Below are 18,616 nucleotides of genomic sequence, written 5' to 3' on the forward strand. Positions count from 1 at the left end.
CTTGTTGACACAGGTGTACATTTCGCCCTAACGTAATTTCAACGTAGGTCCTTGCCCTCTTCCGGAGAGTCTTGACGATGCTGAATGATCCGCTCCTCCAGCCCTATCAGTTGAAGCACCTGACTCTCAGAAACCGCATCATGACCACCGCCCACGAGCCGGCCTATCCCGTAGACGGCATGCCCAAGGATCTCTATCGCGCCTACCACGTGGAGCGGGCGAAGGCCGGCGTGGCCTTGACCATGACGGCCGGGTCCGCTGCGGTTTCGCGGGACAGCCCACCGGTGTTCAACAACATCCTCGCCTACAAGGATGAGGTGGTCGGCTGGATGAGAGACCTCACCGACGCCTGCCACGAACATGGCGCTGCGGTCATGATCCAGTTGACCCATCTTGGTCGGCGCACGCGTTGGGACAAGGGCGACTGGTTGCCCGTGGTCTCACCGTCATTCGAGCGAGAGGCTTCCCATCGCTCCTTCCCGAAGAAGATGGAAGACTGGGATGTGGAACGCATCATCAAGGACTATGCCGACGCCGCCGAGCGGATGAAATTTGCGGGTCTGGACGGCATCGAACTGCAAGCCTACGGGCATCTGATGGATCAATTCTGGTCGCCGCTGACCAACGACCTCGATGGCCCCTATGGCGGCTCCATCGATAACCGACTGCGCTTTACCTTCGACGTCCTCAGCGCCATTCGCCAGCGCGTCGGCCATGAGTTCATCGTCGGCGTGCGCTATACCGGCGACGAACAACTGCCCGGTGGACTGACCCCGGCCGATGGTCTGGACATCTCCAGACGTTTGAAAGACAGCGGCATGGTGGATTTTCTTAACGTTGTGCGTGGACACATCGACACCGACGCTGGCTTGACCGACCTGATTCCGATCCAGGGCATGCGCAACTCACCGCACCTGGACTTCGCAGGAGAGATTCGCGCCGCCACCGACTTCCCCACCTTTCATGCGGCGAAGATCCCGGACGTGGCCACCGCCCGCCATGCCATCGCCTCGGGCAAGATCGACATGGTGGGCATGACCCGCGCGCACATGACCGATCCCCATATCGTGCGCAAGATTATCGAGGGTCGCGAAGAGGATATTCGCCCCTGTGTCGGCGCCAACTATTGCCTGGACCGGATCTACCAGGGCGGTGCGGCCTATTGCATCCACAACCCGGCCACCGGCCGTGAAACCACCCTGCCCCATGACATCCCCAAGGCGCCGAGGAAACGCAAAATCGTGATTGTCGGCGCCGGTGTCGCCGGGCTGGAAGCGGCGCGAGTGGCGGCCGAGCGCGGTCACGAGGTGGTGGTGTTCGAAGCGGCCAATCAGGCCGGCGGCCAGGTTCGACTCACCGCGCAATCGGAGCGGCGGCGGGAAATGATCAGCATCGTCGAGTGGCGCATGGCCCAGTGCATGGCCCGAGGCGTCAGCTTTCGTTTCAATACCTGGGCCGAGGCCAGCACCGTCCACGACGAAAATCCGGACGTGGTGATCATCGCCACCGGCGGCCTGCCCCACACCGAGATTCTTTCTGCGGGCAATGAGCTGGTGGTCTCGGCCTGGGACATTATTTCCGGGGATGTGAAACCCGGGCGCAATGTCCTGCTGTTCGACGACGCTGGTGATCATGCGGGCCTGCAGGCCGCCGAGTTCATCGCCAAAAGCGGTGCAAAAATCGAGATCATGACGCCGGACCGGACCTTCGCACCGGAAGTCATGGCGATGAACCTGGTGCCCTACATGCGCTCGCTGCAAGCCCTGGATACCACCTTCACCGTCACCTTCCGACTGCTCGCCGTCGAACGCGAGGGCCATGATCTGCTGGCGACCATCGACAGTGACTATGGCAGTGCGCGCAAGGTCCGACGCGTCGATCAAGTGGTGGTCAACCATGGCACCCGACCGCTGGACGAACTGTATTTCGAGTTGAAACCCGTCTCCAGCAACGGCGGCGTGGTCGAACATCAGGACTTGATCGTCGGCAACCCACAAAACGTGCTGACCAACCCGGACGGCAGATTCCAGTTGTTTCGCATTGGCGATGCCGTGGCTGCGCGCAACACCCACGCGGCGATCTACGATGCCTTGAGACTGGTCAAGGACTTGTAAACGAACCCAGGTGAAGAATCATGCCAAGAGATGAAACACCCTCGTGGAGAATTGCCGGAAAAAACGGCATTCAGGGGCCGATCGAAGGTTCTCTCTATTACTCGTCCTCGATGGATGACTGGTTGCCGACAAAAGCTGAAGGCTTCTGGATCAAACCGCTGTTCGAGGACAGCGAGCGCGGTGAAAAAACCCTGTTGATGAAAGTCGACCCTGGCGCGCATGTCGCCAGCCACACCCACGAAGGGGAGCTTGAACAACTGTTCGTGTTGCAAGGCTCATTCTTTGATCAGGATCGAACGCTGAACGTCGGCGACTACTGTTGCCGTGCCCCCGACGCGGCACACAGTGCGGGCTCGGTACAAGGGGCCATTCTGATGGTGATCTATACGCGCAGATGATCAGACGCTGCGCCTAAACGATGGCGGGATACCCATCGACACTGTCGGGCCAACGGGTCAGAACCTCGAAGCCGTCGTCAGTGACCGCGACCATATGCTCCCACTGAGCCGAAAGTGAGTGATCCTTGGTGACCACGGTCCAGCCATCAGCCAGGGTTTTCACATGGCGTTTGCCAGCGTTCAACATGGGTTCAATGGTGAAGATCATGCCGGCTTTCAGTTTCAGGCCCTGGCCTGGGAAGCCGTAGTGAAGGACCTGCGGCTCATCGTGATAAATCTTGCCGATACCGTGACCGCAGTATTCGCGCACGACGCTGAATCCGTCTCTTTCGGCCACCTTCTGAATGGCATGGCCAATGTCACCCAAGGTAGCGCCGGGGCGGACGACGCGAATACCGGCACACATCGCTTCATAGGTCGTCTCTGCCAGACGTCGGGCTTCCGGGCCGGGCTCACCCACGAAGTACATGCGGCTGGTGTCGCCGTACCAACCCTCCTTGATAACGGCAATGTCGATATTGACGATATCGCCATCCTTTAGTGGCGTGGCCGAAGGAATGCCATGGCAGACCACTTGGTTGACCGATGCACACACGGTTTTCGGGAAGCCGTGATAGCCGACATTGCCCGGAATCGCTTTCTGCACGTTGACGATGTAGTCGTGACAGAGCCGATCCAGTTCGTCGGTGGTGACCCCCGCTTTGACATGCGGAGCAATCATGGCCAGGACCTCGGCGGCCAGCGTGCCCGCAGCCCGAGACATGGCTATTTCTGCCGGGGTATTGAGCTTTACATTGGTCTTCATTGCTTGGTTCCTGATGCTGCATCAACCTGGGCGCTTTGCGAAAAATCGGCGAGTGCGCACAGCTGTTTTACATCGAGGCCGCCAGCCAGTTCGGCACGAATCAGCACGCGGCAGATGTCGCTGTGGTCCAGGTTGGGATGTAACTCCGCAAGCATCCCGATGCGCATCCAGTGCTCGGCTTGTGCGTTGATCGAGCGACTCAACGCATCGCTGGCGACGCGCAGATTCTCGTGCATGGCTTCTGAAATTTTTACGATACCCACTGCTCAATCCAATATGAAATGTATATGGATCGTATATTAGTCGGTAGTCGTGTGAAATTGCAATTTCACGGACAAAACGCGCTGAGGCCGCCTGGATTGAAGGCGGATCAGGTGCAACCGATGGTGAACGGGTTCAGACCGGCACGCGAGTGGTGTACTTCACCCGCGATAGCGCGAACTGTGAGCTGGCATTCGCAACAGAGGGATGTCGCAACAGGGTGTGCATCAAGAATTGCTCGTAGTCTCGAATATCAGCCGCGACGATCCGAAGCAGGTAATCCCATTCGCCCGATACGGTGTAGCACTCGAGAATGTTCTCCTGGTCTGCGACGAAGCGTTCGAAGACTTCGGCATCCTGCTCGTCGTGGGACTTGAGCCGCAGCGAGCAGATCACATCGACATCGCGATTGACTGCCCGTCGATCAATCAAGCGAACGGTAGCCCCCAGGACGCCTGTTTCTTCCAATGCCCGAACTCTTCTCCAGCAGGAGGCTGGCGAACTGGACACCGCTTCAGCCAACGCTATTCCATTGAGGCTGGCATCGGACTGCAAGGTACGAAGGATACGTCGATCCAGATTATCGAGCTGAATGGTTTTTTCCATTTTAGGCCTACTTGTGAATTCAGAATTTCATAGTAGTGCACCACCACGAAATACTGATCAAACAATATCGGCTCCAGTCGGCAAACTAACCATTCAGTTTGTCCGTCACTCTTTTCCCATCAAACCAGGCGATCTGCCTCGGTAGGGACGCAAACCGCACAGTGCTCCGTGCCTGTGCTCGTGCGCTGTGGCGGTGGAGATCTCATGCGGAAAATCAGTTTTTCCCCGGCCGGCATCGTCATCCTGTCGGGCGTGGTCGCCGCCCTGCACTTGGGCAAGGTTTCCCCGGCCATTCCCGCTCTCCAGGCCTCGTTGAACCTGACGATGGTGCAGGCAGGGTTCCTGCTATCGCTGACGCAACTGGCGGGTATGCTTGCCGGCGTTTTGATCGGTGTATTCAGCGATGGCATGGGCCTGCGCAGAAGTATCATTAGCGGTCAGATGATCCTGTGCGTCGCCAGTGTCATTGGTATGGGGGCGCGGCAGCCCGATGAGCTGCTGATGCTTCGAGCCCTGGAAGGCCTGGGCTTCCTGCTCACAACATTGCCGACGCCCGGATTGATACGACAACTGGTTTCTCGCGAGCGCCTGGCTTTACATCTGGGGCTATGGGGATGCTACGTAGCGATCGGTACGTCCATTGCTTTTATCGCTGGCCCCACATTGATAGAAGTTATGGGATGGCAAGGGTGGTGGGGCGTTCCGGCCATCTGTTCGGCCGTAATGATTATCTGGCTTGTACGGGCCGTGCCATCCGATCGACAGCGCCGGCCACCAGAGACTGCTTCTGCGCGGTGCACAGCGGCGGCCAGTGAAGCCTGGACGCATCGACTATGGACAACGCTGAAGGCGAGCGGCCCTTGGCGCGTAGGCATCGCCTTTGCCATGTACGCGGGGCAGTGGATTGCCGTCATTGGCTTTCTGCCATCGATCTATGCCGACACCGGTTTGTCGGTGCCGATGGCAGGTGCGCTGACGGCGCTCGCCGCGTTCGTCAATATCAGCGGAAGTACCTCGGCAGCGCTGTTGCTGCATCGGGGTATCAGTGCCAGGCGGCTGTTGTTGGTCGGATACATGTGCATGGCCATCACGACGCTGCTCGCGTTTGGCCAGTTCACTCAAGGCATGCCTGTCGTGCGTTATGGCGCCGTACTGGTCTTTTCAGCCGTCGGCGGCGTCATCCCGGGGACGCTATTCATGATCGCCGTGAGCGTTGCGCCCAGTGAACGAACCGTGTCGACGGCTGTGGGTTGGGTGCAGCAGATTTCATCAATGGGCATGTTTGTCATGCCACCACTGCTGGCCAAGTTGGCCGGTTGGGCGGGTGGGTGGCATTGGACCTGGTTGGCGACAGGACTGGCATCGTTGATTGGCCTGCTGCTTGCGGCTGGCTTGGCACAAGACGATTACGTTTCATCTATGCCAGAGAAGGAATATTTGTGAGGCCTGGGCCTATGAGGTCGCCCCTGCCCCACGATCCGCACTGTTGAACCACTCCTATTGCAAGATTGCTCGATGGCCAGACTTGAAGCCAACATCCCTGGCTTGCCAAACCACGACCAGACCGAGCAACGCCAAAACCAGCAGCGTTGGGGGAAAAGAACTGGGTCCCTCCTTCTCCAGCAACAGCCCACCAACGATGGCACCCGCTGCCACTGCCAGATTGAAAATGGTGACCAGCATCGACTGCGCGACATCGGCGCCGTCACCGGCGGTATCGGCAATGGCCGTCTGTAGCAGCGTTGGCGCCCCACCGAACGTCAGCCCCCAGATCGCAATGCTCAGGAGCACAAGGCCGGGCGAGGTGCTTGCCATTCCCAACACCAGCGCCGCCATCGCGAAGACTGCCAGACTAAGAAGTGTCAGCGCGCGCAACCCGCGATCCACCCACATTCCGGTGACTGCAATGCCGACGATAGAGGCGACACCAAAGAGTAGAAGCACGAGGTCTATTCGCTGGCCAAGTCCGACGGAAACCAGGAATGGCGCTATGTAGGTATAAAGGATGTTGTGCGCAAGTATCCAAACGAAAATCACAAAGAGTATCGAGCGCAGTCCTGGGGTCAGAAGAATGCTGCGGATCGGCTGACGCTGACGGTCAGTTTGTCCCGCGTAGTCAGGAACGCCAAACCGCACCCACACGAACAGCAGTAACGCGAGGGCTGACATGATCCAGAACACGCCACGCCAATCAAACAGAGCACCCAGCCAAGTGCCCAGGGGCACACCGAGACACAAAGCAACGGGTTGACCGATACCGACCACCGCCAAGGCCCGTCCCTGCAAATCATGGGGCACCATGCGGCGTGCATAACCGGCCAACAGTCCCCATATCACGCCCGCCGCCATTCCGGCGATGAAGCGCGCGACCAGGGTCAGTACATAGTGGGAGGACAATGCCGTCACGGTGTTGAAGACCAACAACCCGCCGATCGCCATCAGGAACAACGGCCTCCTGCGCCATTTTCGCGTAGCAGCAACGACCGGAATCGCCGCCAGCACCGAACCCAAGGCGTAGAGCGTAATCAACTGACCCGCCATGGCCTGCGAGACACCCAGCCCCTGCCCGATCAGGGGCAGCAGGCCGGCAGGCATGGTTTCCGTCATGATGGTGATGAAGCCAGCCATCGTAAATGCCAACAGTCTCCACACAGGCAGCCTTTGCGCAGAAGACGTTTCGTCGGGCCCCGTTGTTATCAATCCATTGTCGCGTTGCATGGTCATCCTGGTATCCCTGATAAAGACTTCATTCCCTGGAATGATCGTTCCAGTACTGGACAAAAAAATCCTGGCCGATGCCAGGTATCGCGCTCGCGACGCCGGAACAATCGCTTGCGCGCTATAACGAATCTAGCGCGACATCGACCACATCCAGCAAGCGTTGCCGACGATTCTGGTGAGCGCTGCCTTTACTCAATACCCGCAGGCCCTGGATCGTGTTCACGATAAAACGTGCGAGCGCGCGAGGGTTCTTATGCATGGCGATTTCTCCTTCTGCCTGGCCACGGATGAGCGCGCGCTCCAACGCTTTCTCCAGACGCAGGAAGTTACGCGAGACCAACTCGGCAACAGACTCGTCCTGGCCGGCCAGTTCCAGTGTGGCATTGGCAGCAAGGCAGCCACGTTGCCCGGTATCGCTGAGTTCATCATTCACGATCCTCATCAGCAATTGCTGGATCAGTCCTTTGACCGAGCCAGACTCCTCGAGCAGCGCTACGTTCGTGACAGTCAGATCGTGATACCGGCGCAGTGCATGCTCGTACAATCCATGCTTGTTCTCAAAGGCGTTGTAGAGGCTGCTTCGAGACAATCCGGTACCGTCAACCAGATGCTGTATCGACGTGGCGCAATAGCCGAGTTGCCAAAAAACCTGCATGGCAGCGTCGACAATTTCGTCGTGCTCAAATTCCTTGGGACGCATCGGATTACTTCTCTGGAATGATCATTCCAGAAAGGTACGGACTTCCTTTTCGCCAGTCAAGGATGGTATGAGGCACCCACCTACTCCGTCTCACCGGGAAAATCTGGCGACTTGAAGTCCGACTTCAATAGCTGAGGGAATGAAGTGCTGAGCAATCATCGTTTGTACCCCTACTCGATGATGCTCAGAATTCGTGGTGCAGACGTTAGCCGTTGTTCTTCCAATTGATCGAGTCAGTACCTGTCAGAAAGAGAGCGATTCACCCTTTCACACCGCACCATTCGACTCAGGAGATAACAATGAATAAAACCATTTCTCGTCGTAGCGGAGGTCAGATATTGGTGGATGCCTTACGCATCCATGGCGTCAAAAGAGCTTTTTGTGTTCCGGGAGAAAGCTACCTCGCGGTTCTCGACGCATTGCATGACGTGCCAGAAGAAATCGATCTGGTGGTGTGCCGTCAGGAAGGTGGGGCGGCCTATATGGCAGAAGCCTACGGCAAGCTCACTGGAGAGCCTGGCATCTGCTTCGTGACCCGAGGCCCGGGTGCAACGAACGCCTCGGTTGGCGTTCACACTGCGTTCCAGGATTCATCGCCGATGATTCTGTTCATTGGCCAGGTCGCTCGCGATCAGCAGTATCGCGAAGCCTTTCAGGAAGTTGATTTTCGCCAGATGTTTGGCCCCTTGGCGAAATGGGTCGTGCAAATAGACGACACCCGCAGAATTCCCGAACTGATCAGCCAGGCGTTCCACCGAGCGGTCAATGGCAGGCCTGGGCCTGTAGTGGTCGCACTGCCGGAAGACATGCTGACCGAAATGGCGGAAGTCAGTGATGCAGGGCCGTTCAAACGCGTATTGATGACCCCGGCAGCCGAGCAAATGGCCGCCATGCAGCCACTGCTTGAGCGATCGGAGCGGCCATTGATGGTGCTGGGTGGCAGCGGTTGGGATACCGAGTCAGTACGCGACATTCGCCTTTTTGCTGAACAGCAAAATATCCCGGTTGCCGCCTCCTTTCGCTGCCAGGACCTGTTCGACAATCGACACCCGAACTATGTCGGTGATCTTGGTTTCGCCGCGTCAGCGCAGCTGTCCTCCGCGGTAAAGAACGCCGACCTGCTGTTGGTCGTGGGCTCCAGAATGGGTGAGGTTTCAACGGGCGGATATGCGGCCTTGGACATCCCGGTACCGAAGCAAACCTTGATCCATATTCACCAAGGCATCGAGGAACTGGGGCGGGTTTACCAGCCTGCGTTAGCGATAAACAGCAGCATGTCGACCTTTGCCAAATCAGCCGCAAAACTTCCGGCGGTGACCAGCCAGATAAAGAGTGAATGGACGCGCACCCTCAACAAAAACTACCGCGAAAATCTGCAACACTCGCCCTCCCCAGGCGACGTCCAGATGGCCGAAATCATTGAGTGGTTGAATCGCAGACTTCCAGACGACGCGATCCTGACCAATGGCGCCGGAAATTATGCCGTCTGGCTTCAACGCTTCTATCAGTTCCGCCAATACCGCACCCAGCTAGGCCCTACCAATGGCTCCATGGGCTACGGCGTTCCTGCTGCTGTGGCCGCCAAACTGACTTGCCCGGATCGAGTGGTGGTTTCGTTTTCCGGGGATGGCTGCTTCTTGATGAACGGTCAGGAGATAGCGACTGCAGCGCAATATGGCGCCCATGTGATTTTCGTTGTGATCAACAACGGAATGTACGGAACCATCAGAATGCACCAGGAACGCAATTACCCTGGACGCGTGTCAGGCACTGAATTGCTCAACCCGGATTTCGCCGCACTTGCCCAAGCCTATGGACTGCATGGCGAGGTGGTAACAACCACGTCGGAGTTTGCGCCAGCGTTTGAACGCTGCCTTGATATGTCCCGGCCATCCTTGATTGAGGTCAGAGTCGACCCTGAAGCATTGACCCCTCGACTCAGCCTGACTCAGATCAGAGAGCAATCAAGCAAGAAGTGAGCGGCAATTTTTTCCATTTTGGGCGCCTGATTCACGCTGTAGAAGGCGCCTTTTTTTGAGCTTGTGACTCATCAGTTCATCGACCTGTCCCACCTACAACAGCAGTCGATCAATGGCCTGAACAGCATGCATCCGCAAAGACAAACCCTGCACAACGAACTGCACGCGCGTCCGTCACTGTATTTCGACGAGCCGGCCCATGTGTTTCATCTGGCCTTCCTTGGCGGGGAACCGGAGTGCAATGCGCTGCTGGAGCGCTGCTGCCCTACCCCGATCGATCCTCATGCCGCCCAAGGCATCACCCAACTCGATGGCCACGCCCTGAAATGGGAGCGCCACGCCGAGTTCTTCACCCTGACCCTGGTGGTCACTTCATCCAGCGATGACCTGTCCTGGACATCGCTGCCCGAGGTGCTGGCGCAGAAGGTCGAAGCGCATTTGCCGCAGCTGATCAACTCGGTGCAGATCGTTGTGCGTGGCGAAGCCGACCTGGACCTCGCCGGCTACGGCTTCAAGGACCCGTGCGGTTCCTGCGTGGGCGGTGGCGATGCGGTGGTCTGGAGCGATTTTCGTCTCAGCGAGGATGGCAACAACCACATCCTGTTCGTCAACCGGCGCCTCAACGCCTACCGCCAAGGGCGGATGATCCGTCGTCTGCTGGAAATCGAGACCTACCGCATGATGGCCTCGCTGTCGTTGACCACGGCCAAGACCTTGAGCGCGCAACTCGATGTCTTTGACAAGACCTTGGTCACCCTCTCCGAGCGTAACGCCGACGCTGACAGCGGCAACGCGAAAGCCCTGCTGGCGGACATCTCCAACCTGTCAGCCCAAGTCGTCAGCAGTACCGCGAAAACCCGCCACCGCTTCAGTGCCACCCAAGCCTATGCGCAACTCGTGTACGAGCGCCTGGGCGAGTTGCGGGAAAGTCACGTAGGCGATTGCCAGCGCCTCGGGGTGTTCATCGAGCGCCGCTTCAAACCCACCGTCAGGTACTGCACCGCCACCGAACAACGCCTGGAGCACCTGGCCAAAAGCGTGGCCAACCTGGGCGACCTGTTGCAAGCCCGGGTTCAGGTGGAAATGGAAGAACAGAACTCGGAAATTCTCAAAAGCCTGAACGCCCGCGCCGACGCCCAGATCAAGATCCAGCGCGCCGTCGAAGGTCTGTCGATTATTGCCATTACTTACTACCTGCTGAACCTGCTCAAGCTTGGCTACTCAGGGTTGCACCTGCTCGGCGTCGAGGTGGCCCCGCGAGAAGCGATGCTGGCGATGACGCCCCTCGCGATTGCGATCCTTGCGCTGATTATTTTCCGCATCAAGAAAGTCAAAGAGCACTGAAACGGTGAATCGCCGGGAGGCGCCATCATTCATCAGGATGGGAACAGGTCCAGTGTGCGCTCAACCTCTTGAATGTCGATGTTGAAGCCATCGCCCTCCGGCGTTCCAACCACAAAGCCAAAATTCTGGTTGTCGCGATCCGTCAGGTACTTGAAGTAGCTGACGAAACGGTTCGGTGGCTGCAGTACCAGCAACGAACCACCCTGCGGCAGTACATTGACACCATGTACAAGCTGGCTCCCTTCGACCCCTACCACGGTCCGCGCCCCGGCACACGTCGCCACTATGGTAGGGACATCGGTTTTCAAAGGATTGATTATGCGAAAACCCCTGGTCTTGCGCAGATGTTCAGCGAGTTCCATTTCATTGCGCAAAAAGCGCAAGTCACCGTCGCCACCCCGGAGAATGAACACGCCAGGGTGAGCGTCATAGCTCACGTGCGACAGTAGCTTTTCACCCATGGCACGGAAACGTAAATGCCTGCTTTGATTGTTGCTCACATCGTCGAATAGCACGAGCTCACGAAAGAACGCACCGTTCAAGCGAACCGGTTTCATGCCAAACCAGTCCTCGTAAGCAGGGGCCTGGGTAAACAAGGGAAACCTGGCAGATGGCGCAGTGGTTATCGGGACGCCTTCATCGCAGGCCAATGAATAGGTCGGGCAGTCTTCCATCAACCATGTCCCAAACCATGTATTTCCATTTTGCGTGCAGTAAGCGGCCGCGCGATCGATCTCGTTTTCCACGACAATTCGCGGAAACATACCAGGCTTGAGAGACAGCCAGATACTTGCATTGTCCTTGTAGAGCGCGCCATCGATCAGCCAGACATCCTTGATCAAGTAGCCACGTGTCGGGCCTTGTACTACGTCGCCCAGCCCTTCCATTGTGCGAGCGGGATGCTCGAAAGGATAAAAGCGCTTCGCCTCCCATCCTGTCACACGGTCCATTTGATTGGGCAGGAAGAAAGCCGGTGGAGAATGCGATATCCCACCCGGAGCAACATCCCAGCTTTTCACCGCCAGTTTTTTTAAACTGATCTCCGCCTTTCGTGCGAGTCTTTTTCTTGCCATATACCGGTAGGCGGCAAGGGTCCATTTTTTCCGATTGCCAGTGGCCGAAGTGCTTATTGGCGAGACATCGCTTTCCATGAAGAGTCCTCCCTGCGGGACAGGGTCAATAGCCAGACACGAAGCGCTCTGTTTATTTCAGTCGTGGAAACTGCTCAGCTGGATGCAATCCTTTTCATAATGGGTGCGGTCTGCAAACTGGCGTAGCGACTACGCAAGGTGTCGAGAAACTGTTCGCCCGAGCTCTTGGCGCAATAAAGATAAATTTTGTGCAGCCCGCCAAATACCATTTCATGATAACGACTGGCGACTTCCTCATCACTTAGCCCGTCCGGCAAGCCAAGGTGAAGGGTCAACTCCTTTCCTTCGACAGCGAATAACGGCGTGTCCCAAAGGAATTTGGCTGCCCCAGTCTTGGGCAGCCGGACAAACATATAAGCGTGGTTTCCCAGGGAATCAATATCACCGCCGCGCCTTCTTTTCCATTTCAGAAGTCCGTCATCTGGTCGTGCCAGGCAAAGACCGATGTCGTAATAATCGAAGCCATTGTCTATCGCCCATTCAAGTGCCATGAAGGTAGTAATCGAGTTCACTTCACGCAGTTTTTTGGCGTCTGAAAAAATCGCCTCGGTATATCCGAAACGTAGCGTGCTCCAGTAGCGTTTTCCGCCCCGGGTTATTACGCAGCCAAGGTGACATGCAACAACCTCGTCCTCCAGCATGATCAGGTCGAGCCGGCCGACAGTCTTGGCGATCCTGGAAACCTCCTGCGTGGCAAGTTGCGCAGCGTGGATGCCTTGCCTTGCCGTGGCATAAGGTCGAAGCATTTCCTTGTCTGCCTTTTCAATGTCTTCATCCAACAGCGTCTGGACCATTCGGTAGCGCGGTCGGTTCTTGCGTATGTTTCGACGCAATTCGCTATCGTATTTTGTGGTGATCTCCTCGATGGATCTCCCCAGCGGTACGACGGCACTCAGATACAAGGGTACAGACAAGGCCCCCGAGGTCGGCATTTCACTGACCACTACCACATGATTCAACGCGCCAGGTTCTGGTTCGCTGTCGACCATGGGGGAATCACCTTGAGCCTTTCCCCTTATGAGAAGCTTGGCCATCTCCCGCTTCTTTTTCCTTCCGATATAGAGGATTTCGTAAGGACTTTTGTTCTGCACTCTGAACCTGGCAATCTCCCAGCGCCAGAAACACGCACGGCGAAGGAAGTTTCGCAACCAGTTTAAAGCGTTCCTTATCTCATATCGCATTGAAGGAGATATAAGTTTCCTGACAACTGCCGCCACGTTCTCTTTCATTTCTTCGTCATCCGTTGAGCTTTATTTTGGGTAGATCAGAAAAAGATCAAGGCGGAACTTCAAGAGGCGAGCTTAAACCTTGATATAAAAGACATATTTGATGAGGAACGCTCCCACGTTCAGTGACTAGTAAAGATCAAGGTAGAGACTTTGCAAGCGACAGGGGGTGGCGCCAGTCGTCTATTTCATGACGCCAATTTTTCTTCCTGTAGTGGTCAACTAATCCCGGACACGACGTTAGTGCTTGAAGCAGAAACATTAAGGAAGGCATTCCAGATTTCGTAAGCATCGTGATGCCGTTTGGTCGCCTCTTCCCATTCTGGTCCTGAAACACATTTGGAAGAGACCAGCGTCATCATGCCCATCGTTGCGGCGTCCAACTCGATCAGGAAAGCGTGGGACTGGATTCTGAAATCTTCGACCGATGGCATTACGTGTTCCCCCGGCGGATTACACCGCTATTAAGGAGCGGCTGCTCCTCGGACGGTGGAGTACCGCCAGGAGGGAAAATTCAGGCAGTCTGACCGCCGGTACGTTTCATTGTCCAAGCTGATCGCCGAGGGTCGTGAGGCTATAATCTTGAAGACACGCCGTTCCTTCACTACTGTAATTAGCACTGACGTTGGACGGGGCCAGGCCGGTTCCGGTGCTACGCTTTCATTTCCTGATAGAGAACGAAGCGATGTCCACCGAACTCTCAACCCCCATACTCACGACTGTAGCCATGAAACGGATCCTGATCGGTGGTATCACCGCAGCAATTATCGGCACGATGACGTATGGATTTTTCCAATGGAAAATCGTCGAAAGCCAAAAACACGACATGCTGTGCGGACAGGCCAAGCAGACGCTGAAAGGCGTGGAAATCCGGGCGCGGGCATTGGCTGCCGGACTGTCTGTAGAAGCCTATGGCAAGGCTGAAGAAGACGAAGTGGCGACACTCATTGGTGCGCTCGACGCCGCCAAGAACGACGCAGAAGTCGACTCGGTCATAGAGGCTCACGCTGCCACCATCGAAGCAGAGGATGCGGCTATTGACGCTCAGGTTGATACCCAAGGCGATCAGACATTCCTCGAGCAACGACTCGTGAAACAGCGGATACCGGTCGACGTTAAACAAGAACTGCGACGCGCCGCGAAGGCCGTCAGCGTCATGTGCAGTTAGTGCTCAACAGTGCCCTGCCCCACGACCCCCAAGTAATAGTTCTGGATATCCTCGCGCGCAGCCAACTCGGCCGCCGAACCTTCATCCACCACCCGGCCGTTCTCCAGCACAAAAGCGTACTGAGCGTAATCCAGGGCGATGTTGATGTTTTGCTCGGCCACCAGCAGGCTCAAACCCTCATCGCGGTTGAGCCGGGCGAGGATCTCGAAAATCTCCTCGACCACCTGGGGCGCCAGGCCCATGGACGGTTCATCCAGCAACAACAGGCGCGGCTCGGACATCAGTGCCCGGCCGATGGCAACCATTTGCTGCTCGCCACCGGAGGTGTAGCCGGTCAGGCGCTTGCGCAGCAGGCGCAACCGCGGGAAGTAACCGTAGATGCGCTCCAGACGCTGATTCAGCACCTTGCGTGACGGCCGCCCGACAAATCCGCCGATCAGCAGGTTCTGTTCGACGCTCAGGTGGGTGAAGCAATGCCGCCCTTCAAGCACCTGGGCCAGCCCCGCCAGCACCAGGCTGGCAGGGTCGGCATCGGTGATCACTTGCCCTTGATAGACAATTCGGCCCTTGACCACTTCACCGCGTTCGGCCCGCACCAGGCTGGAAATCGCCTTGAGCGTCGTGCTCTTGCCTGCCCCATTGGCCCCGAGCAGGGCCACCATTTGCCCCTTGCCGACCTGCAGCGTGACGCCGCGCAAGGCGAGAATCGACTGTTCGTAGAAAACTTCGACCTGCTCCACGCTCAGCAATGGTGGGTCGGCTTGTAGGCTCTGGCTCATCGGACCTTATTGCTCCTGGCTGCAGTCGCGCGGGGTGATGCCCTTTTCCTTGGCGTACTGGGCGGCGGAGGCTTCGATGATCGGCCGCAACAAGGCACGATCAGCCTGGACCCAGTCACTGATCAGGTTCCAGCGTTGGCCGTCCCATTGCTGAAAGCGCACGGCACCGCCGCCTTCATGGTCGGCACACGACAGCTTCAATGGCTGCACCAATCCTTTGGCGCCCAAGGCCTGCAAACGCGCATCATCGAGGTTCAGGTGCTCGAAGCCCCAGCGCACTTGCTCACCGGTCAGTGGCTTGTTGCCGTATTTTTCCTGAGCCAGTCGCAGGGCTTCGACGTTGAGAATGCCGTTCACCACGCCGAGGTTGTAGTACACGGTGCCGAAACGTTTCGGATCGGCCAGATTGCCTTTGCCGGCGTCCACCACGTTTTGCTTGATGCCTTGCAGCACCGGGAAATCGGTGCCCGAAGGGTGGGTGGTGATCGAGATGAACCCCTTGGCGGCAGCACCGGCCGGGACCACGTCTTCTTCCGAGTTACTCCAGATATTGCCGATGATGTGATCCGCCGGGTAACCGACTTTTTGCGCCGACTTCAGCGCCACCGGATTCATCACCCCCCAGCCGCGCAGGATCACCCAGTCAGGCTTGAGGCGACGGATATTCAGCCATTGCGATTGTTGCTCGTTGCCGGGGTGCGGCACTTCCAGAAGGGTCAGCTCGAAACCAGCGTTTTTCGCCAGGGTTTCCAGTACGCCGTTGGTTTCCTTGCCATACGGCGAGCCGTGGTAGAGCACGGCGATTTTCTTGCCTTTGAGTTTGTCGGCCCCGCCTTCGCGCTGGCCGATGTAATTGATGATCGCCGAGACTTCAGAATACGGGTTGAGCTGCAACGGAAACACGTAAGGGAAGACGCTGCCATCGGTGGAATCGGTGCGGCCATGGTTGATGGTGATCAGCGGCAGTTTGTCGGCCGTTGAACGATCCAGTGTCGCGTAGGCAATGCCCACCGACAGTGGGTTGGTCGCGGCCGCTGGCGCACCGTTGAGGCCACCTTTGAGACGCTCGTAGCATTCGACGCCCTTCTCCACCACGTACTCGGTTTCGCATTCGCTCCAGGTCAGCTTGACCCCGTTGACCCCGCCCTTGGCGTTGACGTATTGCAGGTAATCGATAAACCCGCCGAAGAAGCCAGTGCCACCGGCGGCGTACGGGCCGACCCGATAGCTCTGCAAAGGAAAGTACTGCTCGTTGGCAGCCTGAACGCCGGCACTGAGCCCGGCAGTCAGCAAAGCCAGGCCCAACGCCAGGCGGCGCAGCGGTTTACGGTGAGTCATAAGGGCAGTTCCTCGTGGGAGATCGATGGTGTTTTGTCAGGGATAAAAGGAGTCAGTAACGCAACGGCCAGACCCGCACCCGTTGACGAAAGCGCTGCCAGAGCCGCGCCAGGCCTTCGGGTTCCTTGATCAGGAAGGCGATGATCAGCGCGCCGAAAAGCATTTTCTGGATGTTTTCCAACTGCCCGGAATCGATCAGCCCCGTAGGCAACAGCCCGAAGACATTGGCCAACAGAATCGGGAACAGCACGATGAACGCAGCGCCCAGAAAGTTGCCGAGCACACTGCCCAGGCCGCCGATAATGATGATGAACAACACCTGGAATGAGCGGCTGAGATCAAAGCCGTGGGGCTCCACCGTGCCCAGGTAGGCAAACGCCCACAGCGAACCGGCGACGCCGAGGTAGAAGCCGCTGATGGCAAACGCCAGCAGCTTGGCTTTGAACAGACGAATGCCGATCACCGCCGCGGCCGTGTCCATGTCGCGCACCGCCATCCAGTTGCGCCCCAACTCGCTGCGCACCAGGTTCTTGCCCAGCCAGAACAGCGCCACCACCACGGCCAGGGTCAACAGGTAACGACCACGGGGCGAACTGAAATCCAGCCCGGCGATCAGCAGCGGTGGCGAGGTGATGACCCCGGACGCGTTGTCGTTGGTAAACCAGCTGAACCGGGTCAGCACCCACTCGACGACAAACTGCGCAGCCAGGGTCGCCACCAACAGGTAAAAACCCTTGATCCGTAGGCTCGGCAAACCGAAGAGCACGGCCACCAGCGCGGCGATCACTCCGCCCAGGGTAAAACTCACCAGCAAGGGCAAGCCGGGAACTCGCAATTGCAGGTTGTAGGCCGCAAAAGCGCCCACCGCCATGAACGCCGCCGAGCCCAAGGACAATTGCCCGGCGTAGCCGGTCAGCAGGTTCAGACCCAGCCCCGCCAGGGACAGCACCAGCAGCGGCACCAGAATCGCGCTGAACCAATAGTCATTGCCGAGCAAAGGCACCGCGATGAACGCAAAGCCCAATAGCAGCCACAGACCCACGCGGTCCTGGCGCAAGCGAAACGTGCGCCGCTCCGCCGCGTAGGTGGTGCTCAGTTGACCGGCTTCTCGATAAAGCATGGAAGTATTCCTTGAAAGAAAATCAGACCCGCTCGATCGCCCGCTCGCCGAACAACCCGGCAGGCCGCACCAACAGAAACAGCAACGCAAGGACGTAAGGCACCCAGTTTTCGATCCCGCTGCCGATGATCGGGCCTAGGTAAATCTCGGCGAGTTTTTCCGCCGCTCCGATGATTAGCCCGCCGGCAATGGCGCCACCGATAGAAGAGAAACCGCCGATGATCAGTACCGGCAACGCCTTGAGTACCACCAGCGACAGGGAAAACTGCACTCCAAGACGAGCGCCCCAGAGCAGCCCCGCGACCAGGCCGACGAAACCCGCCACCGCCCACACCAGCGCCCAGATTCGTGGCAGGCGAATGCCTACCGCCAGGGAAGCCAAGGGATCATCGGCCACCGCTCGCAAGGACAAACCGACCCGGGTCTTGTTGAACAACAGCGACAAGGCAATCACCAGGGTGGCAGCGGTGCCTGCGGCGAACAGGTCGAATTGCGAGAGCAACATGCCGCGGATTTCCAGTGGCTCATCGGCAATGCCCAATTCCAGGCCGTGGACCTGAGCGCCCCAAAGAAACTGCGCAAGGCCTTCGATCATGTACGACAGCCCGAGCGTCGCCATGAACAGGATGATCGGCGGCCGATTGACCAAGGGCCGAAGGACCATTTTCTCGACCAGCAACGCCAGCACCACCATGCTCGCCAGGGTGGCGATAAAGGCCCAAACGAATGGAAAACCGCGTTCGAGCAGGCTGACAAAAGTCAGCGCGGCGAACAGCACCATCGCCCCCTGGGCGAAATTGAACACGCCGGAGGCCTTGTAGATCAGCACAAAACCGATGGCCACCAAGGAATACATGACACCGGCCAGCAACCCGCCAATCAGCACTTCAAAGAAAAATTCCATGC

18 protein-coding genes are annotated in these 18,616 nt (G+C 57.7%); 6 read left to right on the forward strand and 12 right to left on the reverse strand.

Annotation, left to right across the window (positions count from 1 at the left end; translation table 11 throughout):
* Positions 1-77 precede the first annotated feature (77 nt).
* A complete protein-coding gene (locus AC3IUE_RS20335; protein WP_489263502.1) occupies positions 78-2,114 on the forward strand; it encodes an oxidoreductase in 2,037 nt (678 codons plus the stop codon).
* A gap of 20 nt (positions 2,115-2,134) precedes the next feature.
* Positions 2,135-2,512, forward strand: coding sequence for a cupin domain-containing protein (locus AC3IUE_RS20340; protein ID WP_489263503.1), 378 nt, complete (start codon positions 2,135-2,137; stop codon positions 2,510-2,512).
* Between the two features lie 13 nt (positions 2,513-2,525).
* Here the strand turns inward: AC3IUE_RS20340 and map are convergent, their stop codons facing one another.
* The 3 genes from map to AC3IUE_RS20355 all read right to left on the reverse strand — a co-directional run bounded on the left by map (position 2,526) and on the right by AC3IUE_RS20355 (position 4,184).
* On the reverse strand, positions 2,526-3,317 hold the full coding sequence (map, locus tag AC3IUE_RS20345; protein ID WP_056741846.1) for a type I methionyl aminopeptidase: 792 nt from the start codon (positions 3,315-3,317) through the stop codon (positions 2,526-2,528).
* Positions 3,314-3,580 (reverse strand): ParD-like family protein, encoded by a 267-nt coding sequence (locus tag AC3IUE_RS20350; protein WP_489263504.1) that lies wholly within the window; start codon positions 3,578-3,580, stop codon positions 3,314-3,316. Before AC3IUE_RS20350 ends, map begins: the two co-directional genes overlap by 4 nt.
* Positions 3,581-3,713: 133 nt before the next feature.
* The gene (locus tag AC3IUE_RS20355) at positions 3,714-4,184 is read right to left on the reverse strand and encodes an Lrp/AsnC family transcriptional regulator (RefSeq protein WP_489263505.1); all 471 of its coding nucleotides are present in this window, start codon (positions 4,182-4,184) and stop codon (positions 3,714-3,716) included.
* A gap of 204 nt (positions 4,185-4,388) precedes the next feature.
* Between AC3IUE_RS20355 and AC3IUE_RS20360 the strand changes: the two genes are divergently transcribed.
* Complete coding sequence (locus tag AC3IUE_RS20360) at positions 4,389-5,627, forward strand: MFS transporter (protein ID WP_489263506.1); 1,239 nt, start codon at positions 4,389-4,391, stop codon at positions 5,625-5,627.
* Positions 5,628-5,681: 54 nt separating this feature from the next.
* Here the strand turns inward: AC3IUE_RS20360 and AC3IUE_RS20365 are convergent, their stop codons facing one another.
* Together AC3IUE_RS20365 and AC3IUE_RS20370 are read right to left on the reverse strand one after the other, a co-directional pair.
* The gene (locus AC3IUE_RS20365) at positions 5,682-6,902 is read right to left on the reverse strand and encodes an MFS transporter (protein ID WP_489268902.1); all 1,221 of its coding nucleotides are present in this window, start codon (positions 6,900-6,902) and stop codon (positions 5,682-5,684) included.
* A 121-nt stretch (positions 6,903-7,023) separates the two neighbouring features.
* Positions 7,024-7,605: a TetR/AcrR family transcriptional regulator gene (locus AC3IUE_RS20370; RefSeq protein ID WP_056741848.1), complete on the reverse strand. Its 582-nt coding sequence runs from the start codon at positions 7,603-7,605 to the stop codon at positions 7,024-7,026.
* A 299-nt stretch (positions 7,606-7,904) separates the two neighbouring features.
* On the opposite strand from AC3IUE_RS20370, the gene AC3IUE_RS20375 reads away from it, so the two are divergent.
* Positions 7,905-9,584, forward strand: coding sequence for a thiamine pyrophosphate-binding protein (locus AC3IUE_RS20375; RefSeq protein ID WP_489263507.1), 1,680 nt, complete (start codon positions 7,905-7,907; stop codon positions 9,582-9,584).
* Positions 9,585-9,710: 126 nt separating this feature from the next.
* Positions 9,711-10,928, forward strand: coding sequence for a DUF3422 domain-containing protein (locus tag AC3IUE_RS20380; RefSeq protein WP_489268904.1), 1,218 nt, complete (start codon positions 9,711-9,713; stop codon positions 10,926-10,928).
* 32 nt (positions 10,929-10,960) lie between these two features.
* Here AC3IUE_RS20380 and AC3IUE_RS20385 read toward each other — a convergent pair whose 3' ends face one another.
* From AC3IUE_RS20385 to AC3IUE_RS20395, 3 genes are all read right to left on the reverse strand, one after another.
* Positions 10,961-12,079, reverse strand: a complete 1,119-nt coding sequence (locus tag AC3IUE_RS20385) for a glycosyltransferase 61 family protein (protein ID WP_489263508.1) — start codon at positions 12,077-12,079, stop codon at positions 10,961-10,963.
* A 74-nt stretch (positions 12,080-12,153) separates the two neighbouring features.
* Positions 12,154-13,308 carry a hypothetical protein gene (locus tag AC3IUE_RS20390; protein WP_489263510.1) on the reverse strand — a complete coding sequence of 385 codons (1,155 nt, stop codon included), beginning with the start codon at positions 13,306-13,308 and terminating at the stop codon, positions 12,154-12,156.
* A gap of 215 nt (positions 13,309-13,523) precedes the next feature.
* The gene (locus AC3IUE_RS20395; protein WP_056741852.1) at positions 13,524-13,739 is read right to left on the reverse strand and encodes a hypothetical protein; all 216 of its coding nucleotides are present in this window, start codon (positions 13,737-13,739) and stop codon (positions 13,524-13,526) included.
* A 293-nt stretch (positions 13,740-14,032) separates the two neighbouring features.
* Between AC3IUE_RS20395 and AC3IUE_RS20400 the strand changes: the two genes are divergently transcribed.
* The gene (locus AC3IUE_RS20400; RefSeq protein WP_489263512.1) at positions 14,033-14,473 is read left to right on the forward strand and encodes a hypothetical protein; all 441 of its coding nucleotides are present in this window, start codon (positions 14,033-14,035) and stop codon (positions 14,471-14,473) included.
* On the opposite strand, the gene AC3IUE_RS20405 is transcribed toward AC3IUE_RS20400, so the two are convergent.
* Genes AC3IUE_RS20405 through AC3IUE_RS20420 form a run of 4 tightly spaced genes read right to left on the reverse strand, consistent with a single transcriptional unit; the run spans position 14,470 to position 18,614 of the window.
* Complete coding sequence (locus tag AC3IUE_RS20405; protein WP_489263513.1) at positions 14,470-15,252, reverse strand: ABC transporter ATP-binding protein; 783 nt, start codon at positions 15,250-15,252, stop codon at positions 14,470-14,472. The two genes, AC3IUE_RS20400 and AC3IUE_RS20405, sit on opposite strands and share 4 nt — an antisense overlap.
* A 6-nt stretch (positions 15,253-15,258) precedes the next feature.
* Positions 15,259-16,590, reverse strand: a complete 1,332-nt coding sequence (locus AC3IUE_RS20410; RefSeq protein WP_489263514.1) for an ABC transporter substrate-binding protein — start codon at positions 16,588-16,590, stop codon at positions 15,259-15,261.
* 52 nt (positions 16,591-16,642) lie between these two features.
* A complete protein-coding gene (locus AC3IUE_RS20415) occupies positions 16,643-17,710 on the reverse strand; it encodes a branched-chain amino acid ABC transporter permease (RefSeq protein ID WP_489263515.1) in 1,068 nt (355 codons plus the stop codon).
* A gap of 22 nt (positions 17,711-17,732) precedes the next feature.
* Positions 17,733-18,614, reverse strand: a complete 882-nt coding sequence (locus AC3IUE_RS20420) for a branched-chain amino acid ABC transporter permease (RefSeq protein WP_056741856.1) — start codon at positions 18,612-18,614, stop codon at positions 17,733-17,735.
* Between the last annotated feature and the right edge of the window lie 2 nt (positions 18,615-18,616).

Source organism: Pseudomonas sp. GL_093 (assembly GCF_057837605.1).

Bases quoted from the DNA above. Each gene is read 5' to 3' on its own strand.
- AC3IUE_RS20335 (WP_489263502.1), top strand. From the start codon at position 78: ATGCTGAATGATCCGCTCCTCCAGCCCTATCAGTTGAAGCACCTGACT.
- AC3IUE_RS20340 (WP_489263503.1), top strand. From the start codon at position 2,135: ATGCCAAGAGATGAAACACCCTCGTGGAGAATTGCCGGAAAAAACGGC.
- map (WP_056741846.1), bottom strand. From the start codon at position 3,317: ATGAAGACCAATGTAAAGCTCAATACCCCGGCAGAAATAGCCATGTCT.
- AC3IUE_RS20355 (WP_489263505.1), bottom strand. From the start codon at position 4,184: ATGGAAAAAACCATTCAGCTCGATAATCTGGATCGACGTATCCTTCGT.
- AC3IUE_RS20360 (WP_489263506.1), top strand. From the start codon at position 4,389: ATGCGGAAAATCAGTTTTTCCCCGGCCGGCATCGTCATCCTGTCGGGC.
- AC3IUE_RS20365 (WP_489268902.1), bottom strand. From the start codon at position 6,902: ATGCAACGCGACAATGGATTGATAACAACGGGGCCCGACGAAACGTCT.
- AC3IUE_RS20370 (WP_056741848.1), bottom strand. From the start codon at position 7,605: ATGCGTCCCAAGGAATTTGAGCACGACGAAATTGTCGACGCTGCCATG.
- AC3IUE_RS20375 (WP_489263507.1), top strand. From the start codon at position 7,905: ATGAATAAAACCATTTCTCGTCGTAGCGGAGGTCAGATATTGGTGGAT.
- AC3IUE_RS20380 (WP_489268904.1), top strand. From the start codon at position 9,711: ATGCATCCGCAAAGACAAACCCTGCACAACGAACTGCACGCGCGTCCG.
- AC3IUE_RS20385 (WP_489263508.1), bottom strand. From the start codon at position 12,079: ATGGAAAGCGATGTCTCGCCAATAAGCACTTCGGCCACTGGCAATCGG.
- AC3IUE_RS20390 (WP_489263510.1), bottom strand. From the start codon at position 13,308: ATGAAAGAGAACGTGGCGGCAGTTGTCAGGAAACTTATATCTCCTTCA.
- AC3IUE_RS20395 (WP_056741852.1), bottom strand. From the start codon at position 13,739: ATGCCATCGGTCGAAGATTTCAGAATCCAGTCCCACGCTTTCCTGATC.
- AC3IUE_RS20400 (WP_489263512.1), top strand. From the start codon at position 14,033: ATGAAACGGATCCTGATCGGTGGTATCACCGCAGCAATTATCGGCACG.
- AC3IUE_RS20405 (WP_489263513.1), bottom strand. From the start codon at position 15,252: ATGAGCCAGAGCCTACAAGCCGACCCACCATTGCTGAGCGTGGAGCAG.
- AC3IUE_RS20410 (WP_489263514.1), bottom strand. From the start codon at position 16,590: ATGACTCACCGTAAACCGCTGCGCCGCCTGGCGTTGGGCCTGGCTTTG.
- AC3IUE_RS20415 (WP_489263515.1), bottom strand. From the start codon at position 17,710: ATGCTTTATCGAGAAGCCGGTCAACTGAGCACCACCTACGCGGCGGAG.
- AC3IUE_RS20420 (WP_056741856.1), bottom strand. From the start codon at position 18,614: ATGGAATTTTTCTTTGAAGTGCTGATTGGCGGGTTGCTGGCCGGTGTC.